At 44.4% G+C, this 17,192-nt stretch carries 14 protein-coding genes; 11 read left to right on the top strand and 3 right to left on the bottom strand.

Translation table 11 applies throughout. The features are described from left to right. The first annotated feature begins 2 nt into the window (after window positions 1-2). The 7 genes from sufD (at window position 3) to R50345_RS09005 (ending at window position 9,542) form a co-directional block, all read left to right on the top strand. Entirely contained in the window at window positions 3-1,304 is a 1,302-nt protein-coding gene (gene sufD / locus R50345_RS08975; RefSeq protein ID WP_042125856.1) for a Fe-S cluster assembly protein SufD, read from the top strand. After that, window positions 1,301-2,527, top strand: a complete 1,227-nt coding sequence (locus R50345_RS08980) for a cysteine desulfurase (RefSeq protein WP_042125858.1) — start codon at window positions 1,301-1,303, stop codon at window positions 2,525-2,527. The genes sufD and R50345_RS08980 overlap by 4 nt, the downstream gene beginning before the upstream one ends. Then, window positions 2,514-2,945, top strand: coding sequence for a Fe-S cluster assembly sulfur transfer protein SufU (sufU, locus tag R50345_RS08985; RefSeq protein ID WP_036684339.1), 432 nt, complete (start codon window positions 2,514-2,516; stop codon window positions 2,943-2,945). The genes R50345_RS08980 and sufU overlap by 14 nt, the downstream gene beginning before the upstream one ends. Window positions 2,946-2,969: 24 nt before the next feature. Continuing rightward, window positions 2,970-4,367, top strand: coding sequence for a Fe-S cluster assembly protein SufB (gene sufB, locus R50345_RS08990; RefSeq protein WP_042125862.1), 1,398 nt, complete (start codon window positions 2,970-2,972; stop codon window positions 4,365-4,367). A 215-nt stretch (window positions 4,368-4,582) separates the two neighbouring features. After that, on the top strand, window positions 4,583-5,449 hold the full coding sequence (locus R50345_RS30205) for a helix-turn-helix domain-containing protein (protein WP_231574103.1): 867 nt from the start codon (window positions 4,583-4,585) through the stop codon (window positions 5,447-5,449). Between the two features lie 467 nt (window positions 5,450-5,916). Beyond that, on the top strand, window positions 5,917-7,677 hold the full coding sequence (locus R50345_RS09000; protein WP_042125863.1) for an ABC transporter ATP-binding protein: 1,761 nt from the start codon (window positions 5,917-5,919) through the stop codon (window positions 7,675-7,677). 5 nt (window positions 7,678-7,682) lie between these two features. Then, window positions 7,683-9,542 carry an ABC transporter ATP-binding protein gene (locus tag R50345_RS09005; RefSeq protein ID WP_042125865.1) on the top strand — a complete coding sequence of 620 codons (1,860 nt, stop codon included), beginning with the start codon at window positions 7,683-7,685 and terminating at the stop codon, window positions 9,540-9,542. A gap of 71 nt (window positions 9,543-9,613) precedes the next feature. Here R50345_RS09005 and R50345_RS09010 read toward each other — a convergent pair whose 3' ends face one another. The 3 genes from R50345_RS09010 to R50345_RS09020 form a co-directional block, all read right to left on the bottom strand. After that, complete coding sequence (locus R50345_RS09010) at window positions 9,614-9,862, bottom strand: DUF7667 family protein (RefSeq protein WP_042125867.1); 249 nt, start codon at window positions 9,860-9,862, stop codon at window positions 9,614-9,616. 373 nt (window positions 9,863-10,235) lie between these two features. Next, window positions 10,236-11,276, bottom strand: a complete 1,041-nt coding sequence (locus R50345_RS09015) for an HD-GYP domain-containing protein (RefSeq protein ID WP_042125869.1) — start codon at window positions 11,274-11,276, stop codon at window positions 10,236-10,238. 77 nt (window positions 11,277-11,353) lie between these two features. Beyond that, a complete protein-coding gene (locus R50345_RS09020; RefSeq protein WP_042125871.1) occupies window positions 11,354-12,067 on the bottom strand; it encodes a molybdenum cofactor biosynthesis protein in 714 nt (237 codons plus the stop codon). A 136-nt stretch (window positions 12,068-12,203) separates the two neighbouring features. Between R50345_RS09020 and R50345_RS09025 the strand changes: the two genes are divergently transcribed. From R50345_RS09025 to yfkAB, 4 genes are all read left to right on the top strand, one after another. After that, window positions 12,204-13,643, top strand: coding sequence for a bifunctional metallophosphatase/5'-nucleotidase (locus R50345_RS09025; RefSeq protein WP_042125873.1), 1,440 nt, complete (start codon window positions 12,204-12,206; stop codon window positions 13,641-13,643). Window positions 13,644-13,715: 72 nt separating this feature from the next. Then, window positions 13,716-14,543: an undecaprenyl-diphosphate phosphatase gene (locus tag R50345_RS09030; protein ID WP_042125875.1), complete on the top strand. Its 828-nt coding sequence runs from the start codon at window positions 13,716-13,718 to the stop codon at window positions 14,541-14,543. Window positions 14,544-14,687: 144 nt separating this feature from the next. Next, window positions 14,688-15,791, top strand: coding sequence for an HD-GYP domain-containing protein (locus R50345_RS09035; protein WP_042125877.1), 1,104 nt, complete (start codon window positions 14,688-14,690; stop codon window positions 15,789-15,791). Window positions 15,792-16,022: 231 nt separating this feature from the next. Further along, a complete protein-coding gene (gene yfkAB, locus R50345_RS09040; protein ID WP_042125879.1) occupies window positions 16,023-17,159 on the top strand; it encodes a radical SAM/CxCxxxxC motif protein YfkAB in 1,137 nt (378 codons plus the stop codon). The last annotated feature ends 33 nt before the right edge of the window (window positions 17,160-17,192 follow it).

Genomic DNA, 17,192 nt, shown 5'->3' on the forward strand with positions numbered 1-17,192 from the left:
TTATGACGACACAGACCATTCTTCCGGTGGATGCCGAGCGCTTGAGCGAATTATCGCATAGTAGCGGCGAACCGGGTTGGCTGAAAGAAAGCCGCTTGAAAGCACTTGAACTGGCAGCTACTCTGACACTGCCTAAATTAGAGAAGACACGGATTGATCGTTGGAACGTGAACAATTATGGTAGCTACAAAGCAAGCGAACCTATTGCTTCACTGAAGGATGCACCTGCTTCCATTTCCTCCTTGATCAAGGATCAGGAAGAAGGCAGTCTGATTATTCAACGTAACTCTGGTGCAGTATATACACGACTGGCTCCTGAGCTTGCAGCACAAGGTGTTATTTTTACCGATTTGCAAACGGCTGTTAAAGAGCACGGAGATTTGGTACAACGTTACTTGCATAAGGCAATTCAGCCTGACGAGCATTCTATCGCTGCGCTTCATGCAGCATTGTGGAACGGTGGAGTATTCCTCTATGTTCCTAAGAATGTAGTGGTTGAAACTCCACTTCAGGCGGTGCTCTTAACAGATGATGCGGAAGCTTCATTTGTTCCTCACATTCTGATTGTAGCGGATACTAACAGTTCCCTGACATACGTAGACAACTACGTGTCGGATAAAGAGGAAGCTGGATTGCACAATGGTGCTGTAGAAGTATTCGTGGGTGCAGGTGCTAAAGTTCGTTATGCTACAGTACATCAGCTGGGCGTGGATACAACAGATGTAACTTACCGCCGGGCTGTTGTTGAGAATGACGGAACCATCGAATGGATTGTTGGTGAGATGAACTATGGTGATACAGCAAGTGATACCAAGTCTGTGCTCAAAGGCAATGGCTCTAGCTCGGATGCTAAAGTAATTGCTGTAGGTACGGGATCACAGAAACTGAATTACACTACTCAAGCTCAGCATTTCGGCAAAAATACCCCAAGTGACATGATCACTCGTGCGGTTATGCGTGATAATGCTACTTCTATCATTAACGGGATTACCAAGATCGAGAAAGGTGCTACAAGAGCCGACGGTCAGCAAACGGAGAAAGTATTGATGCTGAGTCCAAAAGCCCGTGGTGACGCCAACCCGATCCTGCTGATTGATGAAGATGATGTTACAGCAGGCCATGCCGCTTCCGTAGGACAGGTCAATCACGAGCAAGTCTTTTACCTGATGTCCCGCGGAATTACACGGCATGATGCAGAAACTCTGATCATCTATGGCTTCTTGGCTCCTGTTGTGTCGCAAATTCCACTAGAGGGACTGCGCAATCAGCTCCAATCTCTTGTGGAAAGGAAGTTAGGTCAATGATTAGCAACGCCATCCGGGAGCAATTTCCCATACTGAACCAAAATGTGAACGGGCATCCACTAGTCTATCTAGACAGTGCCGCTACTTCACAGAAGCCTCGCCAAGTGATTGAGGCGGTCAAGTCGTATTATGAGTGGGATAACGCCAACGTTCACCGTGGCGTTCATACTCTAGGCAGCCGTGCAACAGATGCCTACGAGGGAGCCCGGGAGAAGCTAGCTAAGTTTATTAACGCCCGCAGCACTAAAGAAATTATCTTTACGCGCGGTACGACCACTGCTCTAAATCTTGTAGCCTCTTCTTACGGGCCATCTGCAGTGGGTGAAGGCGACGAAATTGTCATCACTCTGATGGAACATCATAGTAATTTGATTCCTTGGCAGCAGCTAGCTAAGAAGACAGGTGCTACATTAAAATATATACCGTTGCAGCCCGACGGAACGATTACACTTGAAGATGCTGAGAAGACGATTACGGATAAAACCAAGATCGTTGCTATCGCTTATGTATCTAACGTTATGGGAGTTACACATCCGATTAAAGAGCTTGCGGCTATTGCTCATCGTCACGGTGCGGTCATTGTCGTAGACGGTGCACAGAGCACGCCTCATATGAAGGTCGATATGCAAGATCTGGATTGTGATTTCTATGCACTTTCCGGACATAAAATGCTAGCACCGACTGGAATTGGAGCTTTGTACGGCAAAAGAGCACTACTCGAAGCCATGGAGCCTGTTGAGTTTGGTGGCGAAATGATTGATGATGTAGGTCTCTATGAATCGACATGGAAAGAACTCCCTTGGAAGTTTGAGGGAGGTACACCGATCATTGCTGGTGCTGTTGGATTAGGTGCAGCCGTAGATTTCTTACAGGAAATCGGTATGGATGAGATTCACAGCCATGAGAAGAAGCTTGCAGCATACGCAGAGCAGCGTCTATCTGAAATTGATGGCTTGACCATTTATGGTCCCATGAGTCGTGAAGTTGGCGTTGTTACTTTTAATCTGGGTGACGTTCACCCGCATGATGTCGCTACAGTGTTAGATGCGGAGGGCATTGCCATCCGTGCTGGCCATCACTGCTGTCAGCCGCTGATGCGCTGGCTGGAAGCTAGCTCTACAGCACGGGCGAGCTTTTACCTGTATAATACAGAGCAGGATGTAGATCGACTGGTGGACGCTTTAATCAAGACAAAGGAGTACTTCGGCTATGAACTTGGATGACTTGTACAGACGCGTAATTATGGATCATTATAAAAGTCCTCGGAATCGTGGTTCATTTGAAGATGATGCTCTGAAAATTGAACTGAATAACCCAACTTGTGGTGACCGTATTACACTTCAGCTTAAGGTAGAAGATGGAATTGTAAAAGATGCCCGTTATAACGGTGAAGGTTGTTCGATCAGTATGTCGTCGGCTTCGATGATGACTGAAGCGATCAAAGGACAGACGGTTGAACGTGCACTTGAACTAGCCGATAACTTCTCCTTACTGATGAAGGGTGAAGACGTGGATTTTGGAGATTATGAAGATATTGAAGCCCTATCGGGTGTGAATAAATTCCCTGCGCGGATCAAATGCGCTACACTGGCTTGGAACGCGCTTCGTAAAGGAATTGACGAAGAAGAGCAACATAAATAACAGTAGAACAAGGAGGCTGACACCATGGCTAAGAAAGCGCCTGATATGGAAGAATACCAGTACGGGTTCCGTGATGAGCATAAGTCGATATTCCAGTCTGGTAAAGGTTTGACGGCCGAAATTGTTAAAGAAATTTCAGCAATCAAAAATGAACCACAGTGGATGCTTGACTTCCGCTTAAAATCTCTAGAGCAATTTTACAAAATGCCGATGCCAAAATGGGGCGGCAACTTGGATGATCTCGATTTCGATGATATCCAGTATTATGTAAGACCTTCCGAGAAGCAAGGAAAGACTTGGGAAGAAGTACCTTCTGAAATTAAAGAAACCTTTGATAAACTGGGTATCCCAGAAGCGGAACAAAAATTCCTCGCTGGTGTCTCGGCACAATATGAATCTGAGGTTGTATACCACAGCATGCAGAAGAGCCTTGAAGATCAAGGGGTAATTTTTACAGATACCGACACTGCACTTCGTGAACATCCGGAATTGTTCAAGAAGTTCTTCGGAACGATCATTCCACCTGCTGACAACAAGTTTGCTGCACTTAACAGTGCCGTTTGGTCAGGCGGAAGCTTCATCTATGTTCCTAAGGGTGTAAAATGCGAGGTTCCTTTGCAGGCTTACTTCCGTATTAACTCCGAGAACATGGGACAATTTGAGCGTACTTTGATCTTAGCGGACGAAGACAGCTTTGTGCATTATGTAGAAGGATGTACAGCTCCAATCTACAGCACGAACTCCCTGCATAGTGCAGTTGTTGAAATCCTGTGTATGAAGAACGCTCGCGTTCGTTATACTACAATCCAGAACTGGGCTCCAAATATCTACAACCTCGTTACTAAACGTGCGGTTGCAGAAGAGAATGCTACGATGGAATGGGTCGATGGCAACATCGGTTCCAAGCTGACTATGAAATACCCTGCGGTGGTTCTTAAAGGCCGTGGCGCTAAAGGTTCAGTACTGTCCATTGCGGTAGCGGGTAAAAACCAGCATCAGGATGCAGGTGCCAAGATGATCCATCTGGCTCCAGACACAACATCCACTATTGTCTCGAAATCGATCAGTAAGCACGGCGGTAAAGTAACTTATCGTGGTCTTGCTTCCTTCGGCCGTCAGGCAGAAGGTGCGAAATCGAACATCAAATGTGATACGCTCATTTTGGATAACGAATCCACTTCGGATACTATTCCTTACAATGAAATTATGAACGATAACATCGTGCTTGAGCACGAAGCGACCGTGTCTAAAGTTTCTGAGGAGCAGCTGTTCTACTTGATGAGCCGCGGCCTCACAGAAGCTGAAGCGACTCAAATGATCGTTATGGGCTTCATCGAGCCGTTCACGAAAGAACTGCCGATGGAATATGCGGTCGAAATGAACCGTTTAATCAAATTCGAAATGGAAGGAAGTATCGGTTAACCTTATTTATCAAGGGGTATCGGCTTCACTCTAATAGTTAATATCAAATACGTATTCGCAGTGGTCTTGAGTCTTTTATGCTCAAGTCACTCGGATACGTATTTTTTTTGTGTCAAAATTTAGTCAATGAACAGTAAGCTTATGGAAGCAGCAAGAAATGTCCTGTCCTGGACGGAGGTTAAGATTATAATAAAATCAATCGTTGCAACGAGGAAGTGAAGAAGCTGGGTTATCTAGAATGTTTGCAGGAAACTATTGATTACATCGAAGAAAATCTAAAAGGTCCGATTTCCATTGAGGAATGTGCGCAGCGGTCAGGGTTCTCCAAATTTCATTTTCATCGGATCTTTGGTATCCACCTTGATGTCACTCTAATGGAATATGTTCGCAGGAGACGGTTGGGTTATGCGATGGTTGATGTCATTAATGGCAGAAGAATTCTGGACATTGCGCTGGACTACGGCTATAGCTCAGAGAGATCATTTAGTAGAGCCTTTCAGCAGGAGTTCGGTCAAGTACCCAGTAGTTGCAGAAATGTAAGATATGCCTTGCCACCAAAACCGCTGCTAAATGAACAAATAAACCAATTACGCGGAGGAATTAAAGTGGACTATTTAAGTGACGTTACGATAGGCAGCTTGGGCGCAATGAAGGTAGTGAGTGGGGTAAGGGTCAGTGATAATCCTGAAGATGAGGTCATTAACTTTGTCACTGAATGGGCTAAGAAGTCTGGAATTAAGACAGATGCAAGACAATTTGGTTTTGATATTCCTGTTAGTGATGAGGATCAAGAGGAAGGGCTACGGGGCTACGAATATTGGGTGGTTGTAGAAGAAAAGCCTTATCACCTTGAATCGGGGCTTAAATTTAAAGATGTTGAGGACTGTAAATATGCAATCCTGCGGATTACCGAGCCGATGATTGACCCTTTTGAGCGTATTCCGCTAGGATGGAAAAAGCTTGCCGGATGGGTAAACAGCAGAGGCTACAAAACCTCTTGTGATCAGGAACGCTTCTGGCTGGAAGAGAAACTGGAGATCAACGGTTCGGAATACATGGATCTTTATTTTCCAATAGAATAGTTACTGCAGGGGCGCCCAAATGTGACCTACAAGTTAAACACTTTGAAAAAGAGTGTCCTTCTTGTGGGTCATTTGTATTTAATCCAACAAGACCGATTCATTTGGGAATCGGAGGGAATTTTTCTATCGAAAGGATTTAATCCAAATTTTATGTAAAAAACCTGATAAAGGCTTTCTTTGAGGGACCTGATCTTGACAAGAATCATGATCTTTCTTAATTCAACAGCATTAAGGAGGAAACTCGAGTATTTTAAGACAATGATGGTCGTTTATCACCTATATATGGGGCTTTTTTCCGAAATAACAGGATAAACGATCAAATCTACCCTTTGCCGCTTTAAATTAGGGATGATACACTGCTTAAAGTCACTAAAATTGTAAGCGCTAAAAAACAGCTTTACTACGTAAAGCTCTAAGCCAATGCTTACGAAGCCGCTTTACTTCGTAAAGCTCTAAGGAGGAGAGATATGGATGTTCTCAGGCAACTGCGAGGCTATTACCGAGAGAAGCTGCACTATTTAATTCTTTCGATTGTATGCTTGGCCGCCGCAACTGCAGTGGGGCTAATTACCCCCAATTTGTTAAGAAGACTGATCGATGATGTAATTGTACCCCTAAAGTTTGATGAGGTACCCGTGTTAGCCCTTAGTGTGTTAGCGGTAGTAATTGTAAAAGCATGTCTGCAATTTGCACATGGTTTTTTTGGAGGACGGTTAGGTAATTTTCTAGCATACCGGCTACGTAACGCTTGTTATGAGAAATTGCAATTTCTATCTTTCCGTTATTATGATACCGCGAAAACAGGAGATCTGATGTCCCGGCTGACCGGGGATTTGGAAGCGATCCGGAACTTTATCGGTTTTGGTTTTGCTCAGCTGCTCAATGTGTTTTTTATGGTGTTTTTTGGTTCAATTATGATGTTCTCGCTTAATTGGCAGCTAACCTTAGTAACTCTGATTACGATGCCAATTCTGGCGTTTATAGCCCTAAAATTTGAATCGAAGATTCACCCAGCCTTTCAAGAGATGCGTCTTGCGCTCAGTTCTCTGACAACGGCTGTACAAGAGAATATTACCGGTGTGCGTACGGTTAAATCGTTTGCCAGAGAGGCTCACGAGGTAGAGAAATTCTCACACCGTAATGAACGTTATAAGAATAATCAGATTTTTGCGGCAGAGCTCTGGAGTAAGTTTTTCCCGGCGATGGAGTTTTTAGCTTCAATCAGTGCAGCTATTCTGCTTGGAGTTGGCGGGACGTTAGTTATCAAGGGGAAAATGTCACTAGGAGAACTGGTTGCCTTTTTCAGCTTGATTTGGTATATCATTGGACCGATGTGGGGTCTTGGATTCCATATTAATAACTATACACAGTCCAAGGCATCGGGAGAACGTGTATTAGAAGTACTTAACCAGAATATTGATGTGAAGGATAAAGAGAATGCTCGTGAACTGGTATCTTCAGAGGTTAAGGGGGATGTTGCCTTTAATCACGTGACATTTGCATATGGGAACAAATTGCCTGCGGTTACTGATATTCATTTTGAAGCTAAATCAGGTGAAATTATTGGATTTCTTGGAGGCACAGGTTCAGGTAAATCTACAATTACTCAACTGATGATGCGTGCTTATGATGTAAATGAAGGTAGTATTACGCTGGATGGCATTGATATTAGAGAATACAATGTGCGCAGCCTGCGGTCACAGATTGCCACTGTATTCCAGGAAACATTCCTGTTCTCCTCGTCCATCCGCAACAATATTTCTTATGGCTTGAAAAATGTAAGCATGGAAGAGATTATCCGTGCTGCGCAGTTGGCTAAGGCGCATGATTTCATTATGGAGATGGAAGACGGTTATGACACTGTAGTAGGCGAACGCGGAATGGGTCTCTCTGGTGGACAGAAGCAGCGGATTGCCATCGCAAGAGCATTGCTTAAGAATCCGCGTATTCTTATTCTCGATGATGCAACTAGTGCCGTCGATATGGAAACAGAGCATGAGATTCAAGCTGGTTTCCAAGAGGTCATGAATGGGCGTACAACACTTATTATCGCCCATCGGATATCCTCCTTGCGACATGCTGACCAAATCATTGTCATGAATGAAGGTCGTGTTCAGCAGCGTGGTACCCATCAAGAGCTAATTGAAGTTCCGGGTCCATACCAAGATGTATACCGGATACAATATGCTGACTATCTGGCCAGAGCTACCGGAAGAGGGGAGGAGTGAGGCATATGAAACTTGAAGCCAAACAGAACACCGCTACGGGAGCAAAGCGTAAAGCAGCCGAGCAGCAGACACTTGATGAACGTTTCGTGTACAAAGATGATGATGTTATCGACAAAGCGTTTGACTGGAAGCAGTTCACCAGATTATTCAGCTATATGAAGCCTTACGCCAAACAGATGCTTCCACTGGTTTCTATCATGATGATTCTGGGAACCATTACGAAGCTGACCGTTCCTTTCTTGACAAGTTTAGCTATCGACCGTGCCATAGCACCTAAGGTTGGGAATCCCAGCTTAACACTTCTTTATTCGCTAACGGCAGGTGTGATTGTCTTATATCTCATTCAATGGATTGCAGGTGTATACCGAATTAAGTACACGAACATCATTGGACAAAGAGTCATTTATGACTTGCGTTCTGACTTGTTCAAGCATATCCAGAAGCTCTCTTTTAACTTCTTCGATAAACGCCCAGCAGGCTCGGTATTAGTCCGTGTGACGAATGATATCAACTCACTGCAGGATTTGTTCACGAACGGGGTAGTCAATCTAATGATTGACTGTGTGCAGCTTCTTGGAATTACCATAATTCTGTTATTGATCAACTGGAAGCTTGGTCTTGTAGTAATGGTTACGGTTCCGATCATGTTCTTTATTTCTACTAAGCTGCGTCAGAAGATTCGGATCGCTTGGCAGGATGTGCGGATGAAGAACTCCAGAATTAATTCACACTTGAATGAATCGATTCAGGGGATCAGAGTCACACAGGCTTATACACAAGAACGTGAAAATATGAATTATTTCGATTTTATGAATACAGACAGCAAAAAGTCCTGGAATAAAGCATCTGCAATGAACCAAGCTTTCGGGCCGATGATCGAGATCACTGGTGGTTTTGGAACGATGATCCTCTTTTGGTTGGGAGCTTATCTGATCCAATCCGGTGAACTTACAGTCGGTATGCTGGTAGCATTCAGCTCTTACGTCAGCAACTTCTGGGACCCGATTAACCGTCTGGGCCAGATGTATAATCAGCTGCTTGTAGCGATGGCTTCCTCGGAACGGATCTTTGAATACTTGGATGAGCAGCCTTCGGTTCAAGATAATCCAGGGGCTAAGCCATTAGAAACGATTCGTGGAGATATTAACTTTAATAAGGTTGTCTTTGAATATGAAAAAGGTCGTGCGGCTTTAAAAGGCATCGATCTGGATGTAAAAGCGGGGCAATCAATCGCGCTTGTGGGTCATACTGGCTCAGGGAAAAGTACGATTATTAACCTGATTGGCCGGTTCTATGATATTAAGAGCGGACGAATTACGATTGACGGTGAAGATATCCGTGAAGTCACACTGGACAGTCTGAGAAGGCAGATCGGAATCGTGCTGCAGGATACCTTTATTTTCTCAGGAACGATTCGCGATAATATCCGGTTTGGTCGACTGGATGCTACCGATGAAGAAGTGGAAAATGCTGCAAAAGCAGTAGATGCCCATGACTTTATTATGAAGCTTCCAGGAGGATATGAGACAGAGGTTGAAGAACGCGGTAGCGCCTTGTCCATGGGACAGCGTCAGCTGCTCTCCTTTGCCCGCGCACTATTGGCGAATCCAAGGATTCTGATCCTTGATGAAGCTACAGCCAGTATCGATACAGAGACGGAGCTTAAGATTCAGGAGGCACTCAAAATCTTACTTCAGGGCCGGACCTCCTTTATCGTGGCCCATAGACTATCTACCATCCGCCATGCGGATAAAATCGTCGTTCTGGATCACGGTGAAATCAAAGAAGAAGGAACCCACCGAGAACTGACGTCACGTGATGGTGTGTATAACGGTTTGATAGAAGCGCAGTTCCGCTTCCTATAGCTCAGAACAACAGCCCGTTCCCCTTGCGAAAGCAAATGAGGAGTGGGCTGTTTTATATATCGTAGATTCAATTATTTCGGGCGTTTGGGCAACCTACCCGTTACACGTAGCTCAAACATTTGGGCACAAATATCCTGATGCCAATGTGTATCCGTTGTTTGTTCTGCTAACAGTATTTCATTCTGCAGTCGGGCCATCTCCCAACAGTAAGTGGCATTCACCTGAAGGCATTGCTGTTGTTCCGTTTCTTCGGAGGCTGTAAGCTGGCGTAGACGACTTAGAGTGAAGAGCTCGGCAAGACGTTCATGGACTGGAAGCATACTCTTTTACCTCCTGGAAATAGTTAAGCCATATATTAGTCTAGCCAAGTAAATTGTAATTCAATCATCATGAGAATAATGATAGGAAGGTTACAAATGATTAAGGATTTCGAGCAATGGGAGAAACTGTGGGATATTTAAAGGAAGGTTTGATAAAGGAAGGTACGGAATTAGCATTCTGGATTCGGAGCTTTCTGTTGCAGTATCTACAATAGAAAGCTCCTTTACCGCTCACAAAATAACATCTATTGCACTTTGTGCAACTGTTATTCAAAAATGTGCTATTAAAGGGCATTTTACTATTATTGATTACACAAAATACAACAGAAAAAATCCCCCCGAAAGAAAAGGGGGGATCATGAATCGAAGCGCCCTAGTCCATGTAAATTTCTACAATGGCAACGTTCCGTTCGCGGGAAAGATCCACAAACATTCCGTCAACTTGTACCAGTGGACGGAAAATATCGACCAGATTGTTCATAATAATTACGCCAATATCACCTGTGTTCAGCAACACACGCTTGCCGATGAAATTGGGCATTAAATGCTGGATAAAAGCTTGAACGGTTTTAGCGTTCAGTTTACCGAAACTTAGATTGTTTATTTCACGCAGGACGGAAATCAGCTCTTGCTTCGACTGATAGACTCGTTTAGAAGTCATCGCACTATAGATATCAGCTACAGCTGCAATTTGTGCATAAGGATGAATATCGGTTTTGGTTAGACCGCTCGGATAGCCAGAGCCGTCCTCACGCTCATGATGCTGGAGAGCAGCCAAAGCTGTGTAAGAATCGTCCATGGAATTACGTATGATTTCGTAGCCGTACTTAGTATGTAGTTTGATTTCCTCGAACTCATCTGGTGTTAGCTTGCCTGGTTTATTCAACAGGGAGGGTGAAATTCGGCATTTTCCAATATCAATCAAATATCCTGCACGACCAATTTCATAACATTCTTGTTTGGAATAACCAAGCCATATCGCAATATAATAAGAGAGCATCCCTACCTGAAGGGAGTGATTGTAGGTATAGTTATCTTCCCGATCCAGCAAAAGCAGGAGGGACACTACATCTTTATGCTTGTCCAAAGTTTGAAGTGAAGGCTGAAGAATGTCGTTTACCACGGATTGGTTGAAGCTTCCTTTTAATAACGCTTCCATATAAAGAGACTCGAAGCCGTCAATCATAGTATCAAAACTAGTGGTCACCGTCTGAATGATTGAAGGTCTGCTGAGGGGGGATACCTCTTCTTCTAACGTCTCGATATCAACATAATCAACTCCAAGCTGCATCAGCTTGGCGATATCATTTATTTGGAGCAGTGATCCCTTTGGTAATACATGTAAACCCCTAGAACTATACGCGTCCGCGTTAAGGTGATTACCAGGTTTTAGATCCGAGACGTGTACTCTCAATGCCTATGCCACCTTTTATCCGATTTTATCCAGAATATCAACAAAGTTCAGATTTTTCAATCAAAAAGGAGAAAAGATTATTTGTGGATTGTATCGTTAGCTTTTTGATCAGAGTTCACCCAATGTTGGCCCGATTCATTAATGTCTTTTTTCCAAACGGGAACCGTCTGTTTCAATCGTTCAATGGCAAAGCGACTGGCTTCGTAGCAGGTATCGCGATGGGGGGTGGAGACGGCAATGATAACACTTGCTTCCTTTAAACCTACAAGCCCAATGCGGTGAGATATGGCGCAGTTTGCGTCCCAGCGGTTCTTGACCTCTATGCCAATCTCCTCCAGCTTACTTAAGGCCATAGGGATATAGGCATCATAATGAAGTGCAGTTGTCCGTTGTTCTCCGGTCATTTCACGTGTCGTACCGATAAATAATAAGGATGCACCGTGATTGACGTCAAGAACGGCATCTAGAAGCTTCTCCGCATTTAAAGGCTGGTCCGTTATGATATAGAGACCATCAATAGTAGTTTCATATATAGTGCCGTTCTCACCCCCGGAAACTGGAGGAATAAGTGCGACTTCGGAAGACGCTGTGATGATAGAATCATCAGGAGCATATTCCCGGTCAATGGCAATTAAAGAAGCCTCAATTTGGGATGCTGCAGCCGGATAAGAGACGGATAGAAGCTCCTTTAGCTTGCCGGCTGTTAAGGGAATCTCAGTCGTTTGGAAGGACAGAGAAGAAGAGCCGATGGTCTCAGCCAGACCCGCGAATAGTCGGATAGTAATATGCATTTTTATTCTCCTCTGATGTATGTTCTGATGTCTTCAATATACCATAATGTGTCTGAAAATGTTATGCTAGGCTCTGTAAGATCACGCACCGACTGCTTCATTAAAGAGCAGCTCTAGGGTAGGGGGAATGTAGCTTATGGGGCATGTGCCGCAAAGACTGACCATACTTCATACCAATGATATACATAGCCATTTTGAGATGGTAAGTCCGGTGGCAGCGGAAATATTCGCACAAAGGGCTGCAGCGGGAGAAGAGCCTGTACTGCTGCTGGATATTGGTGATCATATGGATCGTGCAGCTGTCGAGACAGAAGGCACTATGGGTCAGGCTAACATCGACGTATTAAACTTAACAGGATATGATGCTGTAACCATTGGCAATAATGAGGGACTTACGTTCTCTCAGGAGATGTTGTCATCCATTTTTTCCGGGTTACAGTGTCCGGTAGTATGCTGTAATTTTGTGGAGTCTTCGACTGGGGAGCCACCAAGCTGGATGCAGCGTCATGCGATCTTGGAGAAGGATGGAATTAGAATAGGTGTGACCGGAGCAACAGCGGCATTTACTTCGTTCTATTCCCTTTTGGGCTGGGATGCTTTAGATCCTGAGACAGCGCTCCGGGAACAATGCCTACTTTTAGCACCACAGGTGGATATATTAATCGTTCTATCTCATCTTGGACTTCCTACGGATAAAATGTTGGCAGAGCGGCTAGAGGGCATTCATGCCATTCTTGGTGGACATACGCATCATCTGTTAGAGGAGCCTATTATGATTAATGGGACTGCTGTATGCGGTGCCGGGAAATTCGGTCGGTATCTCGGGCGTCTTCAATTTGAGCGACTAGATCCTCAGTCTGATTTCAGATTAGTGCTGGGTGAATGTATTCCTATTGACCCCCTTCTGAAGGAGGAGGTTATAGGTCCTGCAGTGGCTATTCATTTGAAGCATGGCCAAGAATCTCTTCAGACGACCGCTGCGATTACTGACCGTGAGCTTCCTTTGAGCTTGCAGGGAGAGTCTCCCTTTGGCAATCTTTTGGCACAAGCTGTACGTAGATTTACAGGAACTAGTCTGTCATTAGTCAACACGGGTCAGTTACTAGGACCATTGCCGGAAGGTGAGGTTACGACTGGGATGCTGCACGCACTATGTCCTTCTCCCATCAATACTTGCATCATTAAGCTGAAGGGTATAGATATTCGGACAGCTTTGGAACAGAGTCTTACAGAGGAGTTTTATAATAAGGTCATTTACGGGTACGGCTTCCGAGGGAATCATCTGGGCAGTTTGGCAGTAGATGGATTAAAAATCTTGTACGACCCACGGATGATACCGTATGATAAGAGTGTTGCAGTTTTTGTCGAAGGAAACCCGCTGGAGGATGAAAGAGAGTATAATGTTGGTACGCTAGACATGTTTACTTTCAGAGCCGGCTATGAGACGATCGCGAATGGGAAGGATGCGTTGTTTCTATTGCCTCATTTTTTGCGCGATCTCTTAAGGATGGAGTTACAGCGACCAAACAGTCTCGATGAATGCATGCTCACTCGCTGGGAGGCTAAGTCTGAATAAGGCCGACAGCTCATAATCTACACTTATAGACTCCATTTAACAGTGCTAGATTCCCAAAAATAGGAGGACGTTATGGACACGATTACAGCTATTATTTTAGCAATTGTCGAAGGGATCACAGAATTTATTCCTGTATCTTCGACCGGACACATGATCTTGACTACGAAGCTATTAGGTTTCGCTGAGCAAGATTCGATTATGAAGACTTATGAAATTGTAATTCAACTAGGGGCGATTTTGGCGATTGCACTTGTTTACCGCAAGCGAGTACTTAATTTACTAGGGATTGGACGTAGTAGTTCAGGCAGAGGAGGCGTTATGCCGGCAGCCCGTCTGAACTTAATTCATGTGATTCTTGGAATTGCCCCAGCACTTGCTGTGGCATTTTTTGCCCGCGATTTTATCAAAAGCCTCTTTGGAGCTTCGACGGTACTCTGGGCGCTTGTCGCCGGAGGGATTCTAATGATTGTTGCAGAATGGGTGAACAGACGAAAAATACGTATTACTGCCCACGAACTGGATGATTTGTCTTATGGACAGGCGCTTGCGATTGGATTGTATCAGATTATTTCGGTACTCTGGCCAGGCTTCTCCCGTTCCGGTTCTACGATTTCTGGGGGGATGTTAAGCGGGGTCAGTTACAAGGCTTCAGCGGATTTTTCCTTCCTCATAGCGATTCCTATTATGTGTGCGGCTTCCGGGTATGAACTGCTGGATTCGTATAAAAACTTCACAAGTGAGACGATTGGTTATTTTGTAATTGGATTTCTGATTTCCTTTGTAGTGGCATATTTAGTAGTCATTTTGTTTATGAAATGGATTCAAAAGATTCGATTAACGCATTTCGCGATTTATCGATTTATTCTTGCTGCTGTATTCTGGTTGTTTATTATGCGTTAATGCCCGTGGCATAGACCTGGACACATCTGATTTTCTTTAAGGTACACCTGTCTGAATTTCTAAAGAAACGGTATAGACAAAGCGTGTGACCCAAGGATTTCAATACAGAATAGCATTTTACCGTTAAAGGCAGGAGTGAGTTTAGTGCGTTTAGTATCCGTGAATCAACTTCAAGCAGGCATGAAATTAGGTAAAAAAATATATAATGATGAAGGTCTAACTCTACTCGCGGACGGGGTGGAGCTTACGGATGCATTGATCAAGCGTCTCGCTAGAATTGATATCGGCTATATCTACATAGAGGATTCTGTCACGGACGATATTGTGATTACTGGTATACTCCAGGATGAGACGCGCAATCAAGCCCTAAAGGTGATTCGTAATCAATTTCAGCAAATGTCTGGGGCTTCAGGAATTACTAAGGGTTTGTATCATCTGGACAAAAAATTTTCTAAGATCATGGACAACATTTTAGACGATATGTCTTTACAAGAAGATCCGATGATCATGCTGATGGATATGCACACTGCTGATAACTATTTATATGTCCATTCCCTGAATGTCTGCTTATACACTTTGGTGCTTGGCATTGCTCACGGGTATAGTAAAGAGGAGCTTCGAGTAATTGGGCTAGGTGCGCTGCTGCATGATATTGGAAAGACACAAATCCCGATAAAAATCGTACAGAAACCCGGCAGGCTCAGTGATGAAGAATTCCGCCACATGCAGGCTCATACTGAGATCGGGTTTCAGATTCTAAAGGAGGAGCCGAATATCCCGCTGCTCGCAGCACATTGTGCCTTGCAGCATCATGAACGCATTGACGGTTCCGGATATCCTCGCGGATTAACTGGACCCCAAATCCATGAATATGCGAAGTGGCTTGGTGTAGCGGACTCCTACGATGCCATGACTTCCAATAGAGTCTACAAAAAGGCTATGCTGCCACATCAAGCCGTTGAGGCCCTTTATGTTGGTTCCGGTACTTTGTATGAACAGAAGCATTTAGAGCTGTTCAGAGATCGTGTAGCTATCTACCCACTCGGTCTTACGGTAAAGCTCAGTACGGGGGAGAGCGGGGTTGTGGTCAAAATAGATCCAAGTACGCCTCACAGACCCACTGTACGTGTGCTTACGGGACCGGAAGGAGAGAAAGTCGTACCGTTTGAACGAGATCTTAGTAATGCCCTCTCCGTTGTTATCGTTGACGTCGCGGAACAAGGTGATTCCCTGGAAACACCAAATTGATTATTTATAGCAGCGTGGAGAGAAGATTAGGCTTGTCCGAAGATATGTCGGAGGCCTATTTTTCGTCTCGCTGCTTTTATTTTTTTGAAATGTGAAGCAAGTAAAGAGAGCCAGAAAGACATCAAAAGTGCAGTTTTTTTGACTATCGTGGTATGATATAGGGTAAGTCATCGTTCTTTCTTCATGATTTTGGGTTAATAATAGGAATAAGATTTAAAGGAGCTAGTACAAATGAATGTTTTAAGACCATTAACATCTTCACCGAGGGAGCTGTCGCCTAGTTACGATCCGTGGGATCCAATTACTTCTCTGCGTAAGCATGGCCGCCATGTGCTAACGAGTGTGGAATTCACTGTAACCAATTTATGCAACATGCGTTGTGAGCACTGTGCTGTAGGTGATAGTTTAACCTCCAAAGAAGGAGATATGCTGCCGCTTAAGAATATGCTGGACCGTTTAGAGGAGGTTGAGCATCTCGAGACCATTAGTATTACGGGCGGTGAGCCCATGTTCCGTGCCAGCACAGTGGATAATATCATTGTGCCACTGCTGAAATATGCCAAGGAGCGGGGAATCAGATCACAAATTAATTCTAATCTGACCATGCCGTATTCCCGTTATGAGAAGCTGCTTCCATATCTGGACGTTATGCATATTTCATTTAATTATGTGAATGGTGATGATTTTCATGAGGTCGGTTTTGCGAACAGTGGTCATGCGGTTGCCAAGGAAGCCGCCTACCGGCTGTATTATACAATGATTGAGAACTCTCGTAGGCTTAGTGAGGATGGGATGTTGATTTCTGCGGAAACTATGATCAATTACCGTACCCACACGAAGCTTCCTGAAATTCATAAGCTGATTCTTGACATGGGAGCACGCCGGCATGAGGTTCATCCGATGTACAATTCGAGCTTTGCTTCCGCTTTGCCGGTGTTATCCTTAAATGAAATGCGGACGGCGATCCATGCTTTACTCGACAAGCGTGATCCTGACGTTTGGATGCTATTCGGCACGCTTCCGTTTTTTGCCTGCAGCTTCCTGGAGGAAGACCAGAAGTTACTAAGCAGAATGCGTGCAGAGAAGAATGTTACGCTTCGTAATGATCCGGATGGTCGGAATCGTGTGAACGTAAATATGTTTACCGGAGATGTTTTTGTTACAGATTTCGCTGATATCGCAGCCTTTGGCAACATAGACAACCAAAAACTGGATGATATATTTATCGATTGGCAGACGAAGCATCCGCTGAACCAGACGGTGAACTGTCACTGCGATGCAGCAGGTTGTTGCGGACCTAATCTGTTAGTAGCAGATATGTATTATCCGGAAGTGGACTTCAAAACTAGAAAAGCGATCAATCTGTAGAAATGAGGCGTTGTTAAAGTGGCACATACGGAA

Source organism: Paenibacillus sp. FSL R5-0345 (genome assembly GCF_000758585.1).
Lineage (GTDB): Bacteria > Bacillota > Bacilli > Paenibacillales > Paenibacillaceae > Paenibacillus_AQ.

What these genes read in the sequence shown, in the direction of transcription:
- R50345_RS09010 (WP_042125867.1), bottom strand. Translation starts at nt 9,862, where the DNA reads ATGCTTCCAGTCCATGAACGTCTTGCCGAGCTCTTCACTCTAAGTCGT.
- sufD (WP_042125856.1), top strand. Translation starts at nt 3, where the DNA reads ATGACGACACAGACCATTCTTCCGGTGGATGCCGAGCGCTTGAGCGAA.
- R50345_RS09000 (WP_042125863.1), top strand. Translation starts at nt 5,917, where the DNA reads ATGGATGTTCTCAGGCAACTGCGAGGCTATTACCGAGAGAAGCTGCAC.
- R50345_RS08980 (WP_042125858.1), top strand. Translation starts at nt 1,301, where the DNA reads ATGATTAGCAACGCCATCCGGGAGCAATTTCCCATACTGAACCAAAAT.
- R50345_RS09005 (WP_042125865.1), top strand. Translation starts at nt 7,683, where the DNA reads ATGAAACTTGAAGCCAAACAGAACACCGCTACGGGAGCAAAGCGTAAA.
- sufB (WP_042125862.1), top strand. Translation starts at nt 2,970, where the DNA reads ATGGCTAAGAAAGCGCCTGATATGGAAGAATACCAGTACGGGTTCCGT.
- R50345_RS09025 (WP_042125873.1), top strand. Translation starts at nt 12,204, where the DNA reads ATGGGGCATGTGCCGCAAAGACTGACCATACTTCATACCAATGATATA.
- yfkAB (WP_042125879.1), top strand. Translation starts at nt 16,023, where the DNA reads ATGAATGTTTTAAGACCATTAACATCTTCACCGAGGGAGCTGTCGCCT.
- R50345_RS09030 (WP_042125875.1), top strand. Translation starts at nt 13,716, where the DNA reads ATGGACACGATTACAGCTATTATTTTAGCAATTGTCGAAGGGATCACA.
- R50345_RS09020 (WP_042125871.1), bottom strand. Translation starts at nt 12,067, where the DNA reads ATGCATATTACTATCCGACTATTCGCGGGTCTGGCTGAGACCATCGGC.
- sufU (WP_036684339.1), top strand. Translation starts at nt 2,514, where the DNA reads ATGAACTTGGATGACTTGTACAGACGCGTAATTATGGATCATTATAAA.